At 37.0% G+C, this 23530-nt stretch carries 25 protein-coding genes, 13 tRNA genes and 4 riboswitches; of the genes, 35 read left to right on the top strand and 3 right to left on the bottom strand.

The window, feature by feature from the left end; genetic code table 11:
* The first annotated feature begins 53 nt into the window (after positions 1–53).
* The 15 genes from BWGOE10_RS03415 to BWGOE10_RS03485 all read left to right on the top strand — a co-directional run bounded on the left by BWGOE10_RS03415 (position 54) and on the right by BWGOE10_RS03485 (position 3358).
* Positions 54–127 (top strand) — tRNA-Arg (locus tag BWGOE10_RS03415).
* A 10-nt stretch (positions 128–137) separates the two neighbouring features.
* Positions 138–211, top strand: a tRNA-Pro gene (locus tag BWGOE10_RS03420).
* 15 nt (positions 212–226) lie between these two features.
* Positions 227–299, top strand: a tRNA-Ala gene (locus tag BWGOE10_RS03425).
* Positions 300–317: 18 nt separating this feature from the next.
* A tRNA-Ser gene (locus BWGOE10_RS03430) sits at positions 318–410 on the top strand.
* Between the two features lie 61 nt (positions 411–471).
* Positions 472–564, top strand: a tRNA-Ser gene (locus BWGOE10_RS03435).
* A gap of 24 nt (positions 565–588) precedes the next feature.
* Positions 589–665: transfer RNA gene (locus BWGOE10_RS03440), tRNA-Met, on the top strand.
* A 2-nt stretch (positions 666–667) separates the two neighbouring features.
* A tRNA-Asp gene (locus BWGOE10_RS03445) sits at positions 668–743 on the top strand.
* Positions 744–752: 9 nt separating this feature from the next.
* A tRNA-Phe gene (locus BWGOE10_RS03450) sits at positions 753–828 on the top strand.
* Between the two features lie 12 nt (positions 829–840).
* Positions 841–916: transfer RNA gene (locus BWGOE10_RS03455), tRNA-Thr, on the top strand.
* A 3-nt stretch (positions 917–919) separates the two neighbouring features.
* Positions 920–990: transfer RNA gene (locus BWGOE10_RS03460), tRNA-Trp, on the top strand.
* A gap of 10 nt (positions 991–1000) precedes the next feature.
* Positions 1001–1077: transfer RNA gene (locus BWGOE10_RS03465), tRNA-Ile, on the top strand.
* A gap of 5 nt (positions 1078–1082) precedes the next feature.
* Positions 1083–1157 (top strand) — tRNA-Asn (locus BWGOE10_RS03470).
* A 1-nt stretch (position 1158) separates the two neighbouring features.
* Positions 1159–1230: transfer RNA gene (locus BWGOE10_RS03475), tRNA-Glu, on the top strand.
* A 131-nt stretch (positions 1231–1361) separates the two neighbouring features.
* Positions 1362–1781, top strand: a complete 420-nt coding sequence (locus BWGOE10_RS03480) for a CBS domain-containing protein (protein WP_016103753.1) — start codon at positions 1362–1364, stop codon at positions 1779–1781.
* 425 nt (positions 1782–2206) lie between these two features.
* Complete coding sequence (locus BWGOE10_RS03485; RefSeq protein ID WP_002159244.1) at positions 2207–3358, top strand: DUF3965 domain-containing protein; 1152 nt, start codon at positions 2207–2209, stop codon at positions 3356–3358.
* Positions 3359–3598: 240 nt separating this feature from the next.
* Here the strand turns inward: BWGOE10_RS03485 and BWGOE10_RS03490 are convergent, their stop codons facing one another.
* Both BWGOE10_RS03490 and BWGOE10_RS03495 read right to left on the bottom strand, forming a co-directional pair.
* On the bottom strand, positions 3599–3931 hold the full coding sequence (locus BWGOE10_RS03490; protein ID WP_070140928.1) for a hypothetical protein: 333 nt from the start codon (positions 3929–3931) through the stop codon (positions 3599–3601).
* Positions 3932–3936: 5 nt separating this feature from the next.
* Positions 3937–5091: an SH3 domain-containing protein gene (locus BWGOE10_RS03495; RefSeq protein WP_070140929.1), complete on the bottom strand. Its 1155-nt coding sequence runs from the start codon at positions 5089–5091 to the stop codon at positions 3937–3939.
* Positions 5092–5350: 259 nt separating this feature from the next.
* A riboswitch (TPP riboswitch) is annotated at positions 5351–5463 on the top strand.
* Positions 5464–5523: 60 nt separating this feature from the next.
* Positions 5524–5627: riboswitch (TPP riboswitch) on the top strand.
* An 89-nt stretch (positions 5628–5716) separates the two neighbouring features.
* Between BWGOE10_RS03495 and tenA the strand changes: the two genes are divergently transcribed.
* The 18 genes from tenA to kdpDN all read left to right on the top strand — a co-directional run bounded on the left by tenA (position 5717) and on the right by kdpDN (position 20688).
* The gene (gene tenA / locus BWGOE10_RS03500; RefSeq protein WP_070140930.1) at positions 5717–6412 is read left to right on the top strand and encodes a thiaminase II; all 696 of its coding nucleotides are present in this window, start codon (positions 5717–5719) and stop codon (positions 6410–6412) included.
* A complete protein-coding gene (locus tag BWGOE10_RS03505; protein ID WP_070140931.1) occupies positions 6381–7130 on the top strand; it encodes an ABC transporter ATP-binding protein in 750 nt (249 codons plus the stop codon). Before tenA ends, BWGOE10_RS03505 begins: the two co-directional genes overlap by 32 nt.
* Positions 7130–7882, top strand: a complete 753-nt coding sequence (locus BWGOE10_RS03510) for an ABC transporter permease (protein ID WP_070140979.1) — start codon at positions 7130–7132, stop codon at positions 7880–7882. The genes BWGOE10_RS03505 and BWGOE10_RS03510 overlap by 1 nt, the downstream gene beginning before the upstream one ends.
* On the top strand, positions 7879–8880 hold the full coding sequence (locus BWGOE10_RS03515; protein WP_070140932.1) for an ABC transporter substrate-binding protein: 1002 nt from the start codon (positions 7879–7881) through the stop codon (positions 8878–8880). The genes BWGOE10_RS03510 and BWGOE10_RS03515 overlap by 4 nt, the downstream gene beginning before the upstream one ends.
* A 10-nt stretch (positions 8881–8890) precedes the next feature.
* On the top strand, positions 8891–9511 hold the full coding sequence (tenI, locus tag BWGOE10_RS03520) for a thiazole tautomerase TenI (RefSeq protein ID WP_070140933.1): 621 nt from the start codon (positions 8891–8893) through the stop codon (positions 9509–9511).
* Entirely contained in the window at positions 9504–10613 is a 1110-nt protein-coding gene (gene thiO, locus BWGOE10_RS03525; protein WP_070140934.1) for a glycine oxidase ThiO, read from the top strand. The genes tenI and thiO overlap by 8 nt, the downstream gene beginning before the upstream one ends.
* 15 nt (positions 10614–10628) lie before the next feature.
* Positions 10629–10832, top strand: coding sequence for a sulfur carrier protein ThiS (thiS, locus tag BWGOE10_RS03530; protein ID WP_070140935.1), 204 nt, complete (start codon positions 10629–10631; stop codon positions 10830–10832).
* A 2-nt stretch (positions 10833–10834) separates the two neighbouring features.
* Entirely contained in the window at positions 10835–11605 is a 771-nt protein-coding gene (gene thiG / locus BWGOE10_RS03535) for a thiazole synthase (protein ID WP_070140936.1), read from the top strand.
* Entirely contained in the window at positions 11598–12617 is a 1020-nt protein-coding gene (locus BWGOE10_RS03540; protein ID WP_070140937.1) for a thiazole biosynthesis adenylyltransferase ThiF, read from the top strand. Before thiG ends, BWGOE10_RS03540 begins: the two co-directional genes overlap by 8 nt.
* A 6-nt stretch (positions 12618–12623) precedes the next feature.
* Positions 12624–13445, top strand: coding sequence for a bifunctional hydroxymethylpyrimidine kinase/phosphomethylpyrimidine kinase (thiD, locus tag BWGOE10_RS03545; protein WP_081338070.1), 822 nt, complete (start codon positions 12624–12626; stop codon positions 13443–13445).
* A gap of 83 nt (positions 13446–13528) precedes the next feature.
* Positions 13529–13676: riboswitch (cyclic di-AMP (ydaO/yuaA leader) on the top strand.
* Positions 13677–13769: 93 nt separating this feature from the next.
* Entirely contained in the window at positions 13770–14156 is a 387-nt protein-coding gene (locus BWGOE10_RS03550) for a hypothetical protein (RefSeq protein WP_070140939.1), read from the top strand.
* 16 nt (positions 14157–14172) lie between these two features.
* Entirely contained in the window at positions 14173–14403 is a 231-nt protein-coding gene (locus tag BWGOE10_RS03555; protein WP_070140940.1) for a hypothetical protein, read from the top strand.
* Positions 14404–14666: 263 nt separating this feature from the next.
* A riboswitch (cyclic di-AMP (ydaO/yuaA leader) is annotated at positions 14667–14812 on the top strand.
* A 94-nt stretch (positions 14813–14906) separates the two neighbouring features.
* A complete protein-coding gene (locus BWGOE10_RS03560) occupies positions 14907–15011 on the top strand; it encodes a SipW-dependent-type signal peptide-containing protein (RefSeq protein WP_000887888.1) in 105 nt (34 codons plus the stop codon).
* The gene (gene kdpF, locus BWGOE10_RS03565; protein WP_000972378.1) at positions 15008–15088 is read left to right on the top strand and encodes a K(+)-transporting ATPase subunit F; all 81 of its coding nucleotides are present in this window, start codon (positions 15008–15010) and stop codon (positions 15086–15088) included. The genes BWGOE10_RS03560 and kdpF overlap by 4 nt, the downstream gene beginning before the upstream one ends.
* Before the next feature lie 19 nt (positions 15089–15107).
* Complete coding sequence (gene kdpA, locus BWGOE10_RS03570; protein ID WP_070140941.1) at positions 15108–16775, top strand: potassium-transporting ATPase subunit KdpA; 1668 nt, start codon at positions 15108–15110, stop codon at positions 16773–16775.
* Positions 16776–16788: 13 nt separating this feature from the next.
* Positions 16789–18879 carry a potassium-transporting ATPase subunit KdpB gene (kdpB, locus tag BWGOE10_RS03575; protein ID WP_070140942.1) on the top strand — a complete coding sequence of 697 codons (2091 nt, stop codon included), beginning with the start codon at positions 16789–16791 and terminating at the stop codon, positions 18877–18879.
* Positions 18880–18895: 16 nt separating this feature from the next.
* Complete coding sequence (gene kdpC, locus BWGOE10_RS03580; RefSeq protein WP_070140943.1) at positions 18896–19477, top strand: K(+)-transporting ATPase subunit C; 582 nt, start codon at positions 18896–18898, stop codon at positions 19475–19477.
* 56 nt (positions 19478–19533) lie between these two features.
* Positions 19534–20688: a KdpD-like non-kinase potassium sensor gene (gene kdpDN, locus BWGOE10_RS03585; RefSeq protein ID WP_098786235.1), complete on the top strand. Its 1155-nt coding sequence runs from the start codon at positions 19534–19536 to the stop codon at positions 20686–20688.
* Between the two features lie 23 nt (positions 20689–20711).
* Here the strand turns inward: kdpDN and BWGOE10_RS03590 are convergent, their stop codons facing one another.
* On the bottom strand, positions 20712–21893 hold the full coding sequence (locus BWGOE10_RS03590; RefSeq protein WP_070140945.1) for an MFS transporter: 1182 nt from the start codon (positions 21891–21893) through the stop codon (positions 20712–20714).
* A gap of 140 nt (positions 21894–22033) precedes the next feature.
* Between BWGOE10_RS03590 and BWGOE10_RS03595 the strand changes: the two genes are divergently transcribed.
* Positions 22034–22495: a MarR family transcriptional regulator gene (locus BWGOE10_RS03595; RefSeq protein WP_070140946.1), complete on the top strand. Its 462-nt coding sequence runs from the start codon at positions 22034–22036 to the stop codon at positions 22493–22495.
* A 131-nt stretch (positions 22496–22626) separates the two neighbouring features.
* Entirely contained in the window at positions 22627–23481 is an 855-nt protein-coding gene (locus tag BWGOE10_RS03600; RefSeq protein WP_070140947.1) for a patatin family protein, read from the top strand.
* The last annotated feature ends 49 nt before the right edge of the window (positions 23482–23530 follow it).

Consider the following 23530-nt stretch of genomic DNA (forward strand, 5'->3'; position numbering starts at 1 on the left):
TCCTGCGGTGGGTGACCACCGTGCGGGTTCGACCCCCGCCCTCGGCACCATATGCGCCCGTAGCTCAATTGGATAGAGCGTTTGACTACGGATCAAGAGGTTAGGGGTTCGACTCCTCTCGGGCGCGCTTTTATTAACGGGAAGTGGCTCAGCTTGGTAGAGCACCTGGTTTGGGACCAGGGGGTCGCAGGTTCAAATCCTGTCTTCCCGATTTTCCCAAAAACATGGGGCCTTAGCTCAGCTGGGAGAGCGCCTGCCTTGCACGCAGGAGGTCAGCGGTTCGATCCCGCTAGGCTCCACTTTATTTTTTATATGTCGGAGGTATACCCAAGTTCGGCTGAAGGGATCGGTCTTGAAAACCGACAGGCGGCGAGAGTCGCGCGGGGGTTCGAATCCCTCTACCTCCTCCATTTTTTAAAAAAATGGTTTAGTTACATATAAAAATGAATAAGATATTATTTTTTCCTTCATGGAGGTATACCCAAGTTCGGCTGAAGGGATCGGTCTTGAAAACCGACAGGCGGCGAGAGTCGCGCGGGGGTTCGAATCCCTCTACCTCCTCCATTTATTTTTAAAACATAATATCGTCGCGGGGTGGAGCAGTACGGTAGCTCGTCGGGCTCATAACCCGAAGGTCGCAGGTTCAAATCCTGTCCCCGCAACCAATGGTCCCGTGGTGTAGTGGTTAACATGCCTGCCTGTCACGCAGGAGATCGCCGGTTCGACCCCGGTCGGGACCGCCATTTTATGTTGGCTCGGTAGCTCAGTCGGTAGAGCAGAGGACTGAAAATCCTCGTGTCGGCGGTTCGATTCCGTCCCGAGCCACCATTTTTTTTTTATGCCGGCTTAGCTCAATTGGTAGAGCAACTGACTTGTAATCAGTAGGTTGGGGGTTCAAGTCCTCTAGCCGGCACCATTTAGGGGCATAGTTTAAAGGTAGAACTGAGGTCTCCAAAACCTCCAGTGTGGGTTCAATTCCTACTGCCCCTGTAAAGTATATGGGCCTATAGCTCAGCTGGTTAGAGCGCACGCCTGATAAGCGTGAGGTCGATGGTTCGAGTCCATTTAGGCCCACCATATATTCCGCAGTAGCTCAGTGGTAGAGCTATCGGCTGTTAACCGATCGGTCGTAGGTTCGAGTCCTACCTGCGGAGCCATGGCCCGTTGGTCAAGTGGTTAAGACACCGCCCTTTCACGGCGGTAACACGGGTTCGAATCCCGTACGGGTCATAAAAAAAGAGTCAGCAATGTGCTGACTCTTTTTTATTATGTATAAGCCTCTTTTTATCACCGTATTTTCCTGAAATAAATAAAGGGATTTAGGAAAAGCTATGGTATGTATTAAAAGGAGGAGATGAAAAATGACACAAGTTAGAGAACTTATGAGTACTCATATCGTACATTGTACACCATTAGATAATGTATATGAGGCGGCTGTAAAAATGAAGGAAGAATCGGTTGGATTGATTCCTGTTATTGAAAATAAACAAGTTGTTGGGCTTGTTACTGATCGAGACTTAGTTGTTCGTGGGATTGCTGAAAAACATCCTGGATCTAATCAAATTACAAATGTAATGACAACAAACATTGTTTCAGTTTCTCCAGATGATTCTATTGAAAAAGCTACAGAGTTAATGGCACAATATCAAATTAGACGATTACCGGTAGTTGAGAGCGGTCAACTTGTTGGGATGCTAGCACTAGGTGATTTAGCTATAAGACAATCAGCAGATGATCAAGCAGGGTTTGCTTTAAGTGAAATCTCGGAGCATACGGAATAAATTATGTATAAAGATCAGATACATTATTCTAGTATATATGGATTAAACTAATATGTTAGCGTGATGTATCTGAGACATTATATAATAAGTATAGAGTCAATATTTTTGACAGTTTTTTTAAATTTGTCATTCCTAATTTTTAATAAGAGAAAAAATGATATACTGAGAGATATAAGTATTATGATAGATTTTGAATATAACAATATTCATTATTAATGATGTAATAATGAATTAATATTTCCTACGTAGATAAAGTGAAACTTTAATTATTGGGGGGTTTGTCCATCCCCCAATAATTATTAGTTGAACCAATCGGGCTTTTATGGGCAGTTTTATCTCCCATCTAACTTCCTCGCATTCGCAGAATTTTGAGGTGGGAGTCTTACTGCCCGCAAATAGCGGGATAAAAAGGGAAGGGGAATTATATGAGGGCTGTACAGGGCGATCCAAATTGGAATTTGGTTACAGATACATATATAGAACCAAATAATTTCGCTGAGTTATTTTCTTTGCTTGTACCTTGTCATCCAAAAGGTGAAGGGAAAGAGCGAACTATATTAGTATGGAAAGAAAAAGAATTTTATAAAGAAGAAAATTTAGCGGCATTTATCGTATATGGCATGAATAAAGTAAAGAATTTACCGCAGTTTCATAAAGATGAAATTCCAACTCTAGTACGTATTCTTCGTTTATGTCAAGAGATTGGTTGGTATGAAGAGGCAAATGCTTTTATGATAGCCCAAGGACTAGATGAATTTGTCCAAACTTCATTGGAGTATGAAACATGGGATCTTTTGACGAAAGCAGTTGCTTTAAACTATTTAATTATTAAATATCGTATTGGTGAATTAACAGCCGAGGATGTAGAAATTTGGGATCGAGTTAAATTTAATGAGAAATGTATAACAAATTGCAAACATCTATTATCTCATAAAGAAGTATTGGAATTTACATTCTTTTATATGTGTAAGCGAGCGAAAACACTATCAAAAGAGCAATTAAATAGTGATATGATGAGTCTAGCAATGTATTGTAATACTTTTGTGTATGATTTATATACACATGACTTATTACGAAAGTATCGTAAGTGTACAGACTTCCTATCATATTATGGACCTAGTCAGGCAGTTTTAGCTTGTCAAAGAGCTGTACTTTCTCAAATTTCCGATCGATTAGACCCTTTAAAGACAACTCATGTAGATGATTATTTATATGTGATGAAAGAAATGATGGAGCATATGACGATAGGGGTAATGGATCGGTATGGTCATTTTATTGGAAAGTTACTATCATATGTACCATTTTTCGAAATGATCCAAGTTCCACAGCATGCATATTATTGTGAAGAATTACTGTATATTTGTAAGGGAATTGAATACAAAGAAGAAATACTACGCAATTATATATTTATACAATTACATGATTGTTTACCATCATTCTTTAAACTATTTCTTAAAAATAAGCGTTATGCAACGATTCATGATATTCTTTTCTATTGGTGCGACGATGAGCAAAGAATGAGCTTAGAGAAAAAATATAATCTTAGTTTTATTTATGAAAAATATGCTTGTGGATAAATCTTATTTTACATATTAAAAATTAATATAAATTAAAAAGGATCTCAAGTTTATGTGAGATCCTTTTTTGTTAGTAAAACAAGGAGAAAGTAACTAAGATAAGAAATAACATTCCATAAAGGAGAAATTGTGCAGTATAACTTCCTTGTATACCAAAAAAAGTATTCATTTGTTCATATAAATTCAATATATATTTCATTGGATTATCTTTGAAATATTGGTACACAGTGTCTCCTCTTTCTAAGCTTCTTGTTCATGTTTTTGGTTATTAGGAACATGAACGTATCTAGCTATGAATAATAAAACACCTATAAAGAATACAGGAAGTACGGTAGATAAATAAAAACCATTACTAATTATATTTGTTATAAGAGCGCTCAAAAGAAAAATTGCATTATAAATATGGGCAATTTTTTGTTTTAGCCGCATTTGTAATGCTTCCATAATGATTTCTAAAGCAACAAAAGCAATAATAATAGATAAAAATACAATGTTCGTATTATAAATGATTAAACAACAGATTAAACCTAAAAAGGCCAGGTATTCAATAAAGAGAGGTATATTGCGTGGCATATAATTTACCTAACTAAATATGGCAGTGGGTTCACTGCATTTGTTTTTTCAAAATTCCATTCCCCATTATGTAATTCAAAATGGAGATGTTGCCCGTATGAATGACCTGTGTTTCCCATATGACCTACTAATTGTCCAGTTTGTACTTGATCACCAGCTTGTACAGTGCGATCCTTCATATGAGCATAAACTGTTGTATATAATTTCCCATTTATTTGATGGGCGATGAACACGACATTGCCGTAGCTAGCCGAATAATAAGATTTCACAACTTTACCTGCAGCAGCAGCTTGAATAGAGACATTTCCTTGAGCTGCTATATCTATACCATAATGCATTTGCTCCCAGCGCATATCAAAAGTTGAGCTGATTTTCCCTTGAGTAGGGAATTTGAAAACTGCTGGAATTGATGAAGGTTGAGCTGTTTTAGCTTGTGCTTGATTTTGCACTACATAGTGTTTTGCTACATATCCGTATCCTGTACCAAAACGAATTTTATACCAAGTACCTACCGTTTCTACTACTTGTACTTGTGTACCATTTTGTAATGAACCAAGTAGAGTGCTACTTGTACTAGCGTTGCTACGTACATTTAATTTTGGTGTTGCAACAGTATAAGAAGGAGAACCTTGTACAGTTACACCTTTTACTAGAGGTGTGGATCCATTAGATACAAATGTTTTTTGTACGTATCCAATTTGACCATTATGTAATATTTTGTACCAATCCCCTTGTTCACCTTGAATGGTAATGAATTGACCATTTGGTAATATATCTAGGATAGAAGACTCTGTATTAGGTTCAGAACGAACGTTTAATGCGTTTGCATTTACGATATATTGATTCTTTGGTTGAACATTTTTTTTGAATAGAATTGCATCTTTTTTCATATAGCCTGTTTTGTTGTTAACAGATACTTTATACCAATCTTGAGTTGTCTCAAGAATAGTAACCGGGCTATTAAATCGAATGTTATCAATTATTGCACTGTCTGCATTGTTATTTTGATGTAGTGCAACGTTGTCAATTTTTACATATCCAGTTGTTACTGTAGATGGTTGCTTAGCAGCCGCTGTTTGTATATCGGATTCTCCCATAGAAGGAAGTAAAGAAGCAATTGCGATAGTAGTTGCTGTTAAAGCTGTAGCTTTCATATTCATGTAATAAAGACCTCCTCTAGTTGTATAGTTGTAATTTTATTATAGTATAAAGATATAATATATTGGTCGTATTCACATAAATGTAATATGAAATCAATAAAAATAATGCTAGAAGAGAGATTCGTATATAAATATTGTATATATCATTTGTGGGGTCGCATTTATATTTGTTTAACACGTTAAGATTTAATTCTCAATTAAGAAAATTAAAACAGTTGATGATGTCTTATGGCGGTGTTATACTGACAGTGATAATTTTATAGTTTGCTAGGAGGGCTGGTGTTGCCAGCTGAGAGTAGGGCCGTAAGCCTTTGATCCTTTTTATTACCTGATCTAGATTATGCTAGCGTAGGGAAGCAATTCGGACATTAACAATCAGTCCCCGTTTCTTTGCGTATAGAAACGGGGCTTTTTTATTTGAAAATTTCATATTAACACCACTAGGGGTGCTTTTCGTGCTGAGAGAGGAATAATCCTTAACCCTTACAACACCTGATCTAGATAATACTAGCGAAGGGAAGTGGAACAACGAATAAATTATAATTTTATTTGCTGTAACCACTTCTTATATACAGAAGTGGTTTTTTTATTGAGATAAATAGATATATAGGAAGGGGAATTATAAATGAAATTTTGTGAAAGATTATTTGATACGGTGCAGCCTGTTTGGGAGAAAAGTCATAATCATCCGTTTGTAGTAGGTATGGGGGATGGTACGTTGGAAAAAGACAAATTCCAGTACTATATTATTCAAGATTATTTATATTTGTTAGATTATGCAAAGCTATATGCAATTGGGGTTGTAAAGGCAACGAATCCACAAGTTATGGCAAAATTTGCAGAGCAAATTGATGGGATTTTAAATGGTGAAATGACGATCCATAAACAGTATGCAAAAAGACTTGGCATTTCTGCACAAGAGATGGAATCTGCGAAACCATCTGCTAAAAATTTAGCCTATACAAATTACATGATGTCTGTATCTCAAAATGGCACACTTGCGGAATTAATAGCGGCACTTCTTCCATGTATGTGGAGCTATCGGGAGATTGGAAAACGTTTAAATGATATTCCTGGAGCAAGAGATCATGAGTTCTTTGGTGAATGGATTCAAGGATATAGTTCTGAAGAATACGGTAACCTTTGTATTTGGTTAATAGATTTATTAAATGAAATGGCAGTTGGAAAATCAGAGAAAGAGCTAGACCGATTAGAGGAGATTTTCTTATATTCCAGCCGATTTGAATATTTATTCTGGGATATGGCTTATCGTAAGGAGATGTGGGGTTTTGAGGAGCAAGAACATACTACAGTTTCATAATGTTTCTTTTCATTATGATGAGAAACCAATCATCGATGAATTAAATGCTTCTATACAAGATAAAGAGTTTGTAAGTATTATCGGACCGAGTGGATGCGGGAAAAGTACATTATTTCGCCTTATTACAGGCTTAGAAGAGGCAAGTACTGGACAGATAGAGCTGACAGAAACAAAGAGCCATCCTGTAGGGTATATGCCCCAAAAAGATATGCTTTTGCCGTGGAGGACGATTATTGAGAATGCGGCCCTGCCGCTAGAATGCCAAGGTGTGCAGAAGAAAGAAGCGCAAGTAAAAGCGAAAGAACTGTTACATAAATTTGGTTTACAAGGGTACGAGAAAAAATATCCGAAAGATTTATCTGGTGGTATGAGGCAACGCGTATCTTTTATCCGAACTTTATTAACGGGCGGGGAGATATTATTGTTAGATGAACCGTTTAGCGCATTGGACGTTTTAACGAAGGCATCTTTGCAAGAATGGTTGTTTGAACAATGGAAAGAGTGGGAAAAAACAATTTTATTTATCACTCATGATGTTGAAGAAGCATTGTTTCTTTCTAATCGAATTTTCGTTGTAGAAAATCAACCGATAGCAACTTTAACTGAGCGAATTGTGCCGCTTGATCGTAACCGAACAAGAAAAGATTTATATAAGCCTGAAGTGTTGGCGCTTAAAGAAGAGCTCCTTAGTATGTTACAAAGGCAGGTACTCGTATGATGAATCGCTTGAAGGAGTTATTACCTGCCCTCATATTAAGTGGGATTTTACTTACTCTATGGGAAGTAGGAGCAAGAATTGTAGATGAGATGTACATTTTGCCATCACCTTCTGCAATTGTAATGAAGATATGGGCGCTGAAAGATATATTATTTACGGTTCATTTACCAGCAACGTTGTACGTCGTTTTAATAGGCGTTGTTATTTCTATCGTACTGGGCGTAGGGCTAGCGATGTTAATGAATGCGAGTACGTGGATGGAAAGAGCATTTTATCCATTATTGGTAGCTTCACAAACAATTCCAATTACAGCACTTGCACCACTATTTGTTTTATGGTTTGGATATACCATTTGGAGCAAGGTTGTTGTCACTGTCTTAATTACGTTTTTCCCAATTGCGGTAAATACGTATGATGGACTGCGTAGTACGAAGAAAGAATGGGAGGAGCTCTTAGTTACGTATGGTGCAACGAAAAAAGATATTTTTTTAAAGCTAAAATTGCCATCTGCTCTTCCTTATTTTTTCTCAGCTTTAAAAATTGCAGTTCCGCTTAGTGTTATCGGGGCAGCAATTGGAGAATGGCTCGGTGCACAAGCTGGGCTTGGATATTTCAGTAAACGAATGATGACGCAGTTAGACGGAGCTGGTGTATTTGCACCGATTGTATTGTTATCATTATTAGCTATTTTCTTCGTCATACTTGTTTCGATATTAGAAAAGAAATTTATTAGTTGGAGGAAACATTCATGAAATTATTAAAACGCATCTTTGTGTTTACATTATTAGTTGCAATGATTGCAGGATGTTCGAGTAATTCAGCATCGGATAAGAATAAAACAGAAAAAGAAATAACAGTAATGCTTGATTGGTATCCAAATGCGGTACATAGCTTTATTTATGCAGCAATTGAAAAAGGATACTTTAAAGAAGAAGGAGTAAAGGTGAATATTAAATTCCCTTCTAATCCGACTGATCCATTAACGTTAGCTGCTGCAGGGAAAGTGACAGTTGGTCTATATTATCAGCCAGATGTTGTCATGGCCAGAGCAAATGAACAAATTCCAGTGAAATCCATTGGAGCTGTCGTACGTTCGCCGCTAAATCATGTTGTATCGCTGAAATCAGCAGGTATTAAGTCACCTAAAGACTTAGAAGGAAAAACAGTTGGATATTCTGGAACTCCTTTAAGTGAAGCATATTTAAAGACGATGGTAAAAGAAGATGGTGGTAATCCAGATACAGTAAAAGTAGTTGATGTTGGATTCGATTTAGTACCAGCGTTAATTACGAAAAAAGTAGATGCTGTAACAGGAGCATACATTAACCATGAAGTACCTGTTATGCGTCACGAAGGCCATGAACCAGCATACTTTAATCCAGCTGATTACGGAGTACCGAATTATCATGAACTTGTTTTCGTAACAGGTGATAAAACGTTAAAAAAAGATAAAGAAGCATTGCAAGCCTTTTTACGTGGGGCACAAAAAGGGTATGACTTTATGAAGAAAAACCCTGATGAAGCATTAAATATTTTATTAGATCATCAAGAAAAAGAAAACTTCCCGCTTGTACCAGAAGTTGAAAAAGAAAGTATGAAAATTTTATTAGAGAAGATGGAAACGAAAGATGAGCCATTCTTATCGGATTCAAAAGAGTCATGGGAGAAACAAAACAAATGGTTGAAAGACAAAGGAATGACGAAAGAAATCGTTCCAGCCGATGAATTATTTGAAAACATTTTAAAGTAGGCGAATGAATATGAAAAATGAGCTCCATGTAATCTCAAATGGCCATATGCCATTCGAAGAGTTAGTGAATGTAGCGATGCAAATTGAGAGTGAGATTGATTATTTGCATATTCGTGAGCGTGAGAAAAGTACGAAGGAATTGTATGAAGGTGTGGAAAGTCTTTTGGGGAAAGGCTTTCCGGCATCGAAGATAGTGATAAATGATCGAATTGATATTGCTATTCTATTAAATATTCCACGTGTGCAGCTAGGATATCGAAGCGCAGATGTAAGGTCAGTGAAAGAAAAGTTTTCTTATTTGCATGTTGGTTATTCAGTACATTCTTTAGATGAAGCGATAGTGGCATTTAAAAATGGAGCGGATTCACTCGTTTACGGTCATGTATTTCCAACGGCTTGTAAAAAGGATGTGCCAGCAAGAGGATTAGAAGAAGTTGCTCATATGGCAAGATGTTTATCCATACCAATAACTGCAATTGGTGGAATCACTCCTGAAAATACAGGAGAGGTTCTTGTAAATGGTGTAAGTGGCATTGCTGTTATGTCCGGAATTATAAGCAGTAGTAATCCGTATAGCAGAGCGAAATCTTATAAGGAATCAATAAGAAAGTGGGCGGAGAAACATGTGTAAGAGGTATGATGTAGCGATTATTGGCGGAGGTGTAATTGGTAGTTCAGTTGCACACTTTCTAGCAGAAAGAGGGCATAAAGTAGCGATTATAGAGAAGCAAAGAATCGCATCTGAAGCTTCGAAAGCAGCTGCTGGTTTGCTCGGTGTTCAGGCAGAATGGGATGAATATGATCCGCTGTTTGAGCTTGCTAGAGAAAGCCGTGCTATATTTCCACAACTTGCAGCAGTTTTACGTGAAAAGACAGGCATCGATATTGGGTATGAAGAAAAAGGCATTTATCGTATTGCCCAAAATGAAGATGAGAAGGAAAGAATTCTTCATATTATGGATTGGCAACAGAAAACAGGTGAAGATTCCTATTTTCTAACGGGGGACCATTTACGGGAAAAAGAGCCGTTTCTATCTGAGTCAATTATAGGAGCGGTATATTATCCGAAAGATGGTCATGTTATTGCACCAGAGCTTACGAAAGCATTCGCACACTCCGCGGTATTTTCTGGAGCTGACATATATGAACAAACAGAAGTGTTTGATATTCGTATTGAAAATAATAAAGTGACTGGGATTGTTACGAGTGAAGGTGTAATCACATGCGAAAAAGTCGTTATCGCTGGAGGGTCATGGAGTACGAAATTACTACATTATTACCATAGTGATTGGGGTACATATCCTGTTAAGGGAGAGGTTGTTGCAGTAAGAAGCAAGAAACCGCTCTTGAAAGCTCCTATTTTCCAAGAACGGTTTTATATTACGCCGAAGCGCGGTGGGCGTTACGTAATTGGAGCAACGATGAAGCCTCATACGTTTAATAAAACTGTGCAGCCCGAAAGTATTACTTCTATATTAGAGCGTGCTTATACAATATTACCGGCTTTAAAAGAAGCAGAGTGGGAAAGCACATGGGCAGGATTAAGACCACAATCGAATCACGAAGCTCCTTATATGGGAGAGCATGAAGAAATAAAAGGTTTATATGCTTGTACTGGGCATTATCGAAACGGTATTTTATTAAGTCCTGTTTCTGGTCAGTATATGGCTGATTTAATAGAAGGAAAGCAGGAGAATCACTTGCTAGATTCATTGCTTTCTAAATCGGTTTAGAAAGGGGATGGAAGTTTGAATTTAAAAATTAATGGTAAGCAAATTGAAGTGCCGGCGAGTGTGAAAACAGTAGCTGAGCTACTTATATATTTAGAATTAGATAACAGAATTATTGTAGTAGAGCGTAATAAAGATATTTTACAAAAGGATGATCATAAAGATACATCTGTTTTTGATGGAGACCAAATTGAGATTGTAACTTTCGTAGGAGGCGGTTGATTATGTTAAACATTGGACCATTTTCATTTAATTCTAGACTTTTATTAGGAACAGGGAAATTCTCTGATTTTGATGTGCAGCAAAAGGCAATTGACGTTTCGGAAGCTGAAATTTTAACATTTGCAGTACGTCGTATGGATATATTCGATGCGAAGCAACCTAATTTATTAGAGAAACTTGATGTGAAAAAATATACGTTATTACCGAATACTGCAGGAGCAAAGAATGCTGAAGAAGCTGTTCGAATTGCGAAATTAGCAAAAGCTTCGGGGCTTTGTGACATGATAAAAGTAGAGGTTATTGGTGATGATAGAACGTTACTACCTGATCCAGTAGAAACTTTAAGGGCATCTGAAATGTTACTAGAAGAAGGATTTATCGTACTTCCGTACACATCTGATGATGTTGTATTAGCGCGTAAATTACAAGAACTTGGTGTGCATGCGATTATGCCAGGAGCATCACCGATTGGTTCAGGGCTTGGTATTGTAAATCCATTAAATTTAAGTTTCATTATTGAACAAGCGACAGTACCAGTTATCGTTGACGCTGGTATTGGTAGTCCAGCAGATGCAGCATTTGCAATGGAATTAGGAGCAGATGGTGTGTTATTAAATACAGCAGTATCTGGAGCAAACGATCCTATTAAAATGGCATACGCAATGAAATTAGGTATTGAGGCAGGACGATTAGGGTTTGAAGCGGGTCGTATTGCACGTAAACGTTGTGCAACTGCAAGTAGTCCTTTAGAAGGAATGAGCGTAGTTGAATAATCGATATTCTCGCCAAGAGCTATTTTCTCCAATTGGGGAAGAAGGGCAACAAAAGATAGGGGAAAAGCATGTACTTATTATCGGTGCAGGTGCATTAGGTAGTGCGAACGCAGAGATGTTTGTAAGAGCAGGCGTTGGTAAGGTAACAATTGTTGACCGCGATTATGTAGATTGGAGTAATTTACAAAGGCAGCAATTGTATGCAGAGTGTGATGTAGAGAATAACCTTCCGAAGGCTGTGGCGGCAAAAAAACGTCTAGAAGAGATTAATAGTGAAGTAAGAGTAGAAGCTCTCGTTCAAGATGTAACGGCTGAAGAGTTAGAAGAACTTGTTACAAATGTTGATGTAATCATCGATGCGACTGATAATTTTGAAACGCGTTTCATTGTGAATGATATAGCGCAAAAATATTCTATTCCATGGGTTTACGGGGCATGTGTAGGAAGTTACGGTCTTTCTTATACTATTCTTCCAGGCAAAACGCCATGTTTATCTTGTTTATTACAATCGATTCCGCTTGGTGGAGCGACATGTGATACAGCGGGGATTATATCACCTGCTGTATCTCTTGTCGTTTCTCATCAAGTAACAGAAGTTCTTAAACTGTTAGTGGAAGATTATGAATCACTTCGAGATGGACTTGTGTCGTTTGATGTATGGAAAAATGAATATTCATGTATGAATGTACAAAAGCTTCGTAAACATAATTGTCTTTCTTGTGGTGAACAGGCATTATATCCGTATTTAAATAAGGAAAATACTTCAAAAACAGCGGTGTTATGCGGGAGAAATACAGTTCAAATTAGACCACCTCATAAAGAGGAAATGGATTTTGAGCAATATAAAAAATTGCTGAATGATCGTGTGAATGATTTGAATGTAAATCCATATTTACTATCATTTTCGGTTGGAGAAAAGAGATTAGTTGCTTTCAAAGATGGCCGTGTACTTGTACATGGAACGAAGGATATAAGTGAAGCAAAAACAATTTATCATCGCTATTTTGGATAGAAAAGGATGAGTGGTATGAAAGTAAATAAAGCTTTAACAATTGCAGGATCTGATAGCGGAGGCGGCGCTGGAATTCAAGCAGATTTAAAAACGTTCCAAGAGCTTGGTGTGTATGGAATGACGGCTATTACAGCAATTACTGCTCAAAATACGCTTGGCGTTCAAGGGGTATATCCTGTTTCTTTAGAAGGAATTACGGAACAGCTGAATTCAATTGGTACGGATTTAACACCAGATGCTGTAAAACTAGGAATGTTATTTAGTAGTGAAATTATTCAAATTGTTGCAGAACATATTAAAAAATTTGGCTGGAATAATATTGTGCTAGATCCTGTTATGATTGCTAAAGGCGGCGCGTCATTATTACAACAAGAAGCAGTACAAGCATTAAAAGAATATTTATTGCCAGTAGCAACTGTTATCACACCAAATGTTCCAGAAGCTGAAGTGTTAACTGGGATGGAGATTCATAATATAGAAGATAGTAAGAAAGCTGCGAAAGTATTGTACGAATTAGGTGCTAAATATGTGCTTATGAAGGGCGGACATGCAGAATATCAAGGTAATGAAGTAATTGATTTACTCTTTGATGGAGAAGAGTTTATCGAATTTAGAAGTGAACGAATTCCTTCGAAGCAAACACACGGAAGCGGGTGTACATTTGCTTCAGCAGTTACAGCAGGACTTGCTAAAGGGTATTCAATTGAAGAGGCAGTTCAAGAGGCGAAACAATTTATTAGTATAGCGATTGAAGAGCCATTGAATATTGGAAGTGGTCATGGACCGACGAATCATTTTGCGTATAAGATGAATAATACACGTGTATAAAGACATGAGAAGCCAGTTTGTTAACTGGCTTTTTATGTTTACTTTTTCCAAATACAGGAGTAATATATCAGCCAGAATACATTTTTTGTAATACGCTGAGTCCAAATGTATGGAGCGGAGGAACCAATTTGTGCTTCGTCACTAGGGGTGAATCTTTCAATTTTGAAAGTAGGGCTACTCTCAAAGTCCGAATCCGACAGCTAACTTCGTAAGCGTCTTGAGAGAGGACGGTGCCATGATGGATACATCACTTCATCGATCCGATTAGTATAGGGGAATATCAATCTACGTTTGAATTCTTTTATGCTAAGGAGGATGAGGTACATGGAACTAACACTTATTTGTGTTGGAGAAAAAAACAAGGTAAAGAGTTTAAGAGAGCTAGTAGCATTTCAGCATGAGTTAATTATTTTTACAGCCAATGAAGAGATAGCGGCTGAAGTTAGAAATTATGGGTTTGAATCAGCTTATAGCTGTAATAAGGAGAAGGATTTTACTAGTATTTGCACACGTATTAAGAAGGTGATTTTACTAGGGGATGAGCTTCCGATAGTTAGTTTCTTCACAGAACACATTCGTTTTTCTTTTCAAGCGCCTATTACTGTTGTTACAAAAAATAAAAGATATCCAGCGCGGCTCTATGAAACAATTGGAGCTAAATTTGTCGTGTTTACGAACTGTGATAATATTTCTTTTTTATTTTTTGAATAGAGCGGGGGAAACGAAGATGAAGGTATTGTTACTAGGAGATATAGCGAATCGTTGGGTGGTATCGGTAGAGCGAGTTCAAGAATTGGTAGTGCTCGATCCTATTTTTCCAAGGCCATATATAATATTGCCATCGAAAGATGCCTTATATTTAAAAACAGATATTATCGAATATGAGCAGTTACATGCAGAATTATCACAAGCTTATATCCGTGGGAGAAATTTACGTGCTTTTTTACGGGGTAAATAAATTCTGAATGAAAAAGAGAGCGAATGTTAAGTGCGTCTAAGTGGGGTGCTTATATATATTCGCTCTTTTTATATATATATAAAAGGTCATTTCTATGAAAAAGAAAGAAAAGACAAGGAAACAGATGAAAGAATATTAATAACACGTAATGTAAGCGTTTAAATGATAAAATATTTTCTTATTTTCAGTAATTTGCCTCTTTACAAGTTAAATATAGAGGAGTATATTTACTCTCATAAATCATTCATGAAATTTCCAAAAAAAACCTAAAATCGCTGAGTTCCAGAAATGGAGCGGGGGAACCAATTTTGTGCATCGTCACTTGGGGTGAATCTTTCAATTTTGAAAGTAGGGCTACTCTTTAGGCCCGAATCCGACAGCTAACCTCGTAAGCGTTTAGAGAGGAGGTTTACTTTGTGTTGTTCACTTCGAACACTAAGTAGAGCTTAGTGTTCTTTTTTTGATAACTAAATGGTAAATTTTAACAAAAGCGAGGGGTAGTTATGTTAGATGTTGTAATGATCGGGATTTTTGTTGGGTTAGTCGCATCGATGGCGAGTCTTGCAAGTTGGTCAGATAAAGTTGTGAAAGAAGGGAAGCAATCATGATGATTGCCTTATCGGTTATTGTTGCAGCGATTACGGTGTACTTAGTGTACGCATTATTAAATCCAGAAAAGTTTTAATTAGGGGGAATCATTCATTATGATTTGGGTTGCAGTCGTTATTACAATGCTCTTGTTTATTTTAGTAGCAAAGCCAATGGGGATTTATTTAGAAAAAGCTTTTCAAGGTAGTAAGACGCTAGATAAAGTATTCGGGCCTTTTGAAAAACTTATTTTTAAAATTACGGGTGTAAAAGAATACAATCAAACGTGGAAACAGTACGCATTATCATTAGTTTTATTAAATGGATTTATGATTGTTGTCGTATATTTCATTTTCAGATTACAAGGTGTATTGCCATTAAATCCAGCACATATTGAGGGAATGGAGCCTACGCTCGCTTTTAATACAGCAATTAGTTTTATGGCTGATACAAACTTACAGCATTATAGCGGTGAAAATGGCTTATCTTATTTATCACAATTAATCGGGATTACATTTTTAATGTTTGCGGCACCAGCAACGACGTTAGCACTCGTTATGGCTTTTATAAGAGGACTCGCTGGAAAAGAACTCGGTAACTTTTTCGTTGATTTTACGAGAGCGTTAACGAGAGTTTTTCTTCCTATCGCATTTATTGCAGCGCTAGTCTTTGTCGCACTTGGTGTACCACAAACGTTAGACGGGGCAGTTACAGCACAAACAATTGATGGTGCGAAGCAAAGTATTTTACGTGGGCCAGTTGCATCATTCGTTTCCATTAAGGAACTTGGAAATAACGGCGGTGGATTTTTCGGGGCAAATTCTACACATCCTTTCGAAAACCCAGGACAAATGAGCAATATTTTACAAATGATGCTTATGATGTTATTGCCAACAGCACTTCCATTTACGTACGGACGAATGGTAGGAAATAAAAAACAAGGTCGTATCCTTTTCGTTTCACTATTCATGGTATTTTTACTAGGATTTATAACGATTACGACATCTGAATTACATGGAAATCCAGCTTTAAATGGAATGGGTATCGAACATGTACAAGGAAGTACAGAAGGAAAAGAAGTAAGGTTCGGAACAGTATTTTCTTCTCTTTATGCGACAGTAACGACAGCTGCTGAAACAGGGGCCGTTAATACGATGCATGATACGTTAACACCAATTGGCGGATTAGTACCACTCGTAAATATGATGTTAAATACAGTATACGGCGGCGTTGGAGCAGGATTTGTGAACATTATTATGTACGCGATTATTGCGGTCTTTATATCTGGGTTAATGGTGGGACGGACGCCAGAGTTTTTAGGTAAGAAAATTGAAGGTAAGGAAATGAAATTAATTGCGGTAACGATATTATTTCATCCATTACTTATTTTAGGGTTTTCAGCATTAGCTCTTTCAACAAATTTAGGGACGGATGCGATTTCTCATTCCGGTTTCCACGGTTTAACGCAAGTTGTTTATGAGTATACATCATCAGCTGCGAATAACGGATCTGGATTTGAAGGATTAGCAGATAATACACCGTTTTGGAATATTACGACGGGTTTAGTTATGTTTTTAGGGCGCTATTTCAGCTTAATTACGATGCTAGCTGTGGCAGCTTCGTTGAAAGAGAAGACGGTCGTACCAGAAACAGTTGGAACGTTCCGTACAGATAATGGTTTATTTGGTGGCATCTTCATCGGAACGATTGTAATTGTCGGTGCGTTAACATTCTTCCCGATGTTAGTACTTGGCCCAATTGCAGAATTTCTTACATTGAAGTAATGGAGGGTAAATAATGAGACCGGTAGTAGTAAAAGAAAAACAAGTAAATCAGTCACAAATACACGCTGTAGAAGATGAAGTTAGACAAGCGAAAACGCTGGATCGTGATATCGTGACGCATGCGATGAAACAATCCTTTGCGAAATTGAATCCGAAAGTAATGATAAAGAATCCTATTATGTTCATTGTGGAAATTGGGTTTATCATTACGTTCATTTTATCCTTTCTCCCAAGCAGTTCTAGTAGTGTACCAGGATGGTTTAATATAACAGTTTCTCTTATTCTATTATTTACAGTTTTATTTGCTAACTTTGCAGAAGCGTTAGCTGAAGGTCGTGGTAAAGCACAGGCCGATTCTTTAAAACAATCGAAGAAAGATGTATTTGCAAATGTTGTAAAAGAAAATGGAGACATCGTTCAAGTTTCAGCAACTGATCTAAGAAAAGGTGACGTCGTTATTGTAAAACAAGGAGAAATGGTTCCAAATGATGGTGAAGTGATTAAAGGATTAGCGTCTGTAGATGAATCTGCAATAACAGGGGAATCAGCTCCTGTAATAAAAGAAGCAGGCGGCGATTTTTGTTCCGTAACAGGAGGTACGATGGTCGTAAGTGATGAGATTACGATTGTCATTACGAGTAATCCTGGTGAATCGTTTATTGATAAAATGATTTCTTTAGTAGAAGGAGCTGCACGTCAAAAAACGCCGAATGAGATTGCTTTAAATACAGTATTAACGAGTTTAACGCTTATTTTCTTAATCGTTGTTGTGACGTTGCCGATTTTTACAAATTATTTAGGGTTTCAAATTGATACAGCTGTACTTGTAGCATTGTTAGTTTGTTTAATTCCAACGACAATTGGTGGGTTATTATCGGCAATTGGTATTGCCGGGATGGACCGCGTGACAAAGTTTAATGTGCTAGCAATGTCAGGGAAAGCAGTAGAAGCTGCGGGTGATATTAATACAATTATTTTAGATAAAACAGGTACGATTACTTTCGGGAACCGGATGGCACATACACTGCTACCAGTAGGAAATGAAACGATTGAGCAAGTAGGAAAATGGGCTGCGATTAGCTCAGTTTTAGATGAAACACCAGAAGGTCGATCTGTTATAGAATATGTACAAACGAAATCTATATCATATAATAGAGAAATTGCAGAACAAGGTGAATTTGTTCCATTTAAAGCAGAAACAAGAATGAGCGGTGTCGATTTACAGGATGGAACGAAAGTGAGAAAAGGTGCTGTTGGTGCCGTGATTGAATGGGTTCAATCGCAAGGCGGGATGATTCCGAAAGATGTGAATCAAAAAGCAGATTTAATTTCAAAAGAAGGCGGAACACCACTTGTAGTTGCAGTAGACAATCGTATTTACGGTTTAATATATTTAAAGGATACAGTGAAACCTGGTATGCGTGAACGTTTTGAACAATTACGTCAAATGGGAATTAAAACAGTTATGTGTACAGGTGATAATCCGTTAACAGCAGCAACGATTGCAAAAGAAGCAGGGGTAGATGAATTCGTTGCCGAGTGCAAACCAGAAGATAAAATTGCGGTTATTAAAGCAGAGCAAGATAAAGGAAAACTTGTAGCGATGACAGGTGATGGTACAAATGATGCTCCGGCATTAGCACAGGCGGACGTTGGATTAGCGATGAATAGTGGTACGACAGCTGCGAAAGAAGCAGCGAATATGATTGATCTAGATTCGAATCCAACAAAAATTATTGAGGTTGTAGGAATTGGTAAGCAATTGTTAATGACGCGTGGTGCGTTAACGACGTTTAGTATTGCGAATGATATTGCGAAATACTTTGCTATTATTCCAGCGATGTTTACATTAGCAATTCCGCAAATGGAAGCATTAAACATTATGAAATTAACATCGCCACTTTCAGCGATTTTATCAGCATTAATATTTAATGCAGTTATTATTCCATTACTAATTCCGTTAGCGATGAAAGGTATTGCATATAAACCGATGAGTTCTAATGCATTGCTTAGCAGAAACTTACTCATTTACGGGCTGGGCGGGGTTATCGTTCCGTTCATTGGAATTAAAGTAATTGATATGATTGTCGGCTTGTTCATATAAGGAAGAGGGGAAAAAGATGGCGAAGAAACAAAGTATACTATCACCAATTATTCGTATTACTTTTACATTTTTAGTTTTGTGTGGCCTCGTATACCCGCTTATTGTAACTGGTATTGCGCAAGCGGTAATGAAGGATAATGCGGATGGAAGTCTTATATATAATGATAAAGATGAAGTAGTTGGTTCAAAATTAATCGGTCAAAATTTCACAGATCCACGTTATTTTCATGGACGTGTCTCTAGTATAGAATATAAGGCAGAGGCGTCTGGTTCAAATAACTATGCACCGTCTAATCCAGATTTAGAGAAACGAGTTGAGAAAAGTGTTGCAGACTGGAAAGAACAGAATCCAACCGTTCCAGTTACAGAAGTACCGATAGATTTAGTGACAAACTCAGGTTCAGGGCTAGATCCTGATATTAGTCCACAGGCAGCTGCCATACAGGTGGATCGCATCTCGAAATTAACGAATATTCCGAAAGAAAAGCTGAATCAATTGATTAAGGATCAAACGGAAGGTGCTGCACTCGGTTTATTTGGAGAAAATCGTATAAACGTCTTAAAGTTAAATTTAGAATTACAGAAATTAATGAAATAGTAAAAGTGCTACCTCAATCTAACGGATTGAGGTAGCGTTGTTTCGCAAGAAAGGTTGTGAGTGTTTTGTATGCAGATGACTATAAACCGACGTTTCAAAGGCGAACGCCAGAGGAATATTTAGAATACATTCGTCAACAAAATCGTGGAAAGTTAAAGCTATACGTAGGGGCTGCCCCAGGAGTAGGGAAAAGTTATAAAATGCTTTTTGATGCAAGAGAGATGAAAAAAGATGGTATGGATATTGTCATTGGTTTAATTGAAACACATGGGAGAATCGAGACGGAGGAAGCAATTGCTGATTTAGAAAAAGTTCCTTTAAAAGAAATACAGTATAAAGGAAAGGTGTTTTATGAGCTTGATGTGGAAGGAATTATAAAGCGTGCGCCGCAAGTAGTTGTAGTGGATGAACTCGCACATAGTAATATACCAGGTTCCAAACATAAAAAACGTTACATGGATGTTCAAGAATTGTTAGATACCGGTATATCCGTATTATCAGCGTTTAATATTCAACATTTAGAGAGCGTTCATGACATTGTAGCTCAAATTACGAATGTAAAAGTAAGAGAGCGTATTCCAGATTTTATTCTGCAAAAAGCAAATGAAATTCAGCTTGTTGATGCAACGCCGGAAGTGCTAAGGAAGAGATTAATAGACGGAAAGATATATAAAGAAGAAAAAATAGGGCAAAGCTTACAAAACTTCTTTACGCTTAATAATTTAGGGGCACTAAGGGAATTATCGCTTCGCGAAGTTGCAGATGATATGGATGAGAAAATTAGCCAAACAGTTATAGAACCGATTGGTGTAAAGGAAAAAATTCTCGTTTGTGTACAATACAGTTCAACAGCAGAGAAATTAATACGGAGAGGTTGGCGCATGGCAGATCGGTTAAATGCTGAATTGTATGTATTAAATGTAGAAAGGGAAAATATAGATTCTATTTCAGCTGGTAAAAAGCAAACAATTGAAGAGTGGAAGTCGCTGACGAATCAATTTGATGCGAGTTTTGTGTTAGAAGAGGCGAAAGGAAGAAAGCCAGCGGATGTTATTATTGAAGTCGCGAACAGACTACAAGTAACACAAGTTTTACTCGGACAATCGGCGAGAACAAGATGGGAAGAAATTCGAAAAGGTTCTATTGTAAATGAAATTATGAGGCAAACGAAGTATATTGATATTCATATTGTTGCGGATCAAAGAGCTTAAATAGAGCCCACCTTTCGGGGGCTCTATTTTGCTTTTTGTGCGGTAGAGAAACGTAACATTTTCATTGCGTATAAAACTATAAGTAGAAATGTAACTGCTCCTATAAAGAAAATCCAAAAGTAATTTTGATTAAATAAAAGAAACCCACCTACAATAGGTCCTGTCCCCATGCCAAAATAGCGAATGAAGTTGTACATACCGATAGCTGTTGCGCGTTCTTGTACGAATTCTTCCGTTAATAAAGTAGTGTGAGTTGGCATAGAGAGTCCCATGCTAAAACCGTATAAAGAGGTAACGATAATGATGATTGGGATATTGATGCTATATGTGAAAGAGAATAAAGTGATACATATAATATTGAAGAAACTAGTAATGAATAAAGCTTGCTTTGTTGTGAACCGTTTTTGTGAAAATTTGTAGCAATAACTTCCTAACATAATAGAAAGGGACATTGGTACAAACATAAGACCAATTTTACTTGCGTGTAGATGAAATATATTTGTTAATATGCTAGGTAAAAAAACGAGGAAACAGAAATACATACAAAATTGAATAAAGCCAATAAGTGTAATGGAAAATCCAGTTTTGTTTTTTAAGATAAGCCAGTAATTCTTTTTTGCTTTAGGTTGCTCAATTACATTTGGTTTTGTTTCTGGAAGTAGTGAAATGTTTATAATTAATAAGATGATGCCAATTGTAGATAAAAACAGAAATACGGATAAGTGGCCATTTATACTGCCGAGATAACCACCTATGAGAGGGCCGATCGCAGGTGCGAGAGCAAGTAACATTTGATAAAGGCTCATCGCTTCTCCGCGTTCTTTTCCTTCAAATAAATCACCGATAATCGTTGCTGCAACTACAGGTATAGCTGCTATTCCTAAAGCTTGAACAGCTCTAAAAAATAGAAATAAGTAAATGTTTGGTGAGAAAGCACAACCAATTGAGCCGATTGTACTAATAATTAAACTAGGGATAAGGACAGATTTTCTTCCTTTTGTATCAATTAAAGGTCCGTATATGAGCTGCATAATCGCAAGAACGAATGTGAAAAGTGAAACGGTTAAATTTACAAGATAAAGAGAAGTATGAAACGAATTTTGAATCGTCGGTAAGATCGGTGTGTAAATATTTTGAGCGAAGGAACCGAGTAAGGCACTCATACAGATAACATATAAAATGAAATTCAGTTTGGTTTTTTCCATAATGTTAACCTCCTTTTTATTTAGTTTCCTTGGAAACTAAATTTATTTTAACATGATTTTCTCACTTGTAAAGATGGGGAAATGATTTTAAAATGGTATATAGTTAAATTGTTTCTTTGGAAACTTAGGAGGCGAGCGGATTGGAACGTACAGCGAAACAAATGGAAATACTTTCGGATATTCGTACACTTTTTCATAAAAAAGAAGAGCATTTGAAAGAAAATAATGAGAAGTTTCTTCGTGAGACAGGTGTAAGTGGTATGTCTTTATCTGAGTTACATGTTATCGAGTGTATCGGACAAAATGGTCTCATGAATGTAACGGCTATTACGACAGAAATGGGAATGACGAAGGGTGCAATCTCTAAAATTTGTACAAAGTTGTTTCAAAAGCAATTCGTTGAGAAGATGCAAATGTTAGATAATCAAAAAGAAATTTTCTTTCGCTTAACGGAAAGCGGAAATGAAATATATAAAGCTCATGAAAAGTTGCATAAACAAGCTGAAGAAAATTGGCTGTTACTTTTAGATGGATATACGAAAGAAGAGCAAGATTTTATTCAAAGGTTTATAAAGGATGTCTCTGGTCATTTGGAAATATAATTGGAAGAAAAAAATCCCTCCATTTCAAGCCTTTTAAATATAATTTCTGAAAGAACTCATATATAATAGAAAAAGATACTTAACATAGTGAATAATTAAAGAGTCAATATATATAAAGAGGAGAGAATAACATGCTTGAAAATACGGGGTTAGTATTAGAAGGCGGCGGTATGCGTGGTGTATATACGGGCGGGATATTAGAATACTTTATGGAACAAGATTTATATTTTCCATATGTAGTCGGTGTATCAGCTGGTGCTTGTCATGCAGCGTCGTATCTTTCCAGACAAAGAAATAGAAATAAAACGGTCAATATTGATTATGTATCACATCCGAAGTATTTATCGTATAAAAACTTATGGAGAAAACGTCAGTTATTTGATATGGATTTCATTTTTCATGAAATACCAGAAAAGCATGTGCCGTTTGATTTTGAAACATACTTTAATAGTCCCGAACGCTTCCTTGTAGGAACAACGGATTGTGAAACAGGACAGTCTGTTTATTTTGAAAAAGAGGGAACGAATGATGATGCGCTAAATTTATTACAAGCGTCTAGTTCATTACCTTTCATTGCACCAGTAGTAAACTACCGTGGTAAGCAATTGTTAGATGGCGGGATTTCTGATCCAATTCCAGTTCGTAAAGCGCAAGAGGATGGATTTAAAAAATCAGTCGTTATTTTAACGAGAAACCATGGTTACGCAAAGGAAAAATCAAAATTTGGCTGGATTGCAGCGAAAGCTTATAAAAAATACCCGAACCTTGTTAATACGATGCTAACTCGTTATGAAGTGTATAATGAAACACTTCACTACATTGAAAAAGAAGAGCAAGCGGGTAATTTATTTGTTATTCGCCCAGAAGTGCCGCTTCAAGTAGATCGTATGGAAAAAGATGCGACAAAATTACAAAGTTTATATGAGCAAGGATATGAAGATGCAAAGAGACAATTTGCAGATTTACAGGCGTTTTTGCAAAAATAATAATTAGGCTGTGGAGAAGGAGTTCTCTGCAGCCTTTTTTGTATTGCTA

The sequence above is a fragment of the Bacillus mycoides genome (genome assembly GCF_001757995.1).
GTDB lineage: Bacteria > Bacillota > Bacilli > Bacillales > Bacillaceae_G > Bacillus_A > Bacillus_A mycoides_B.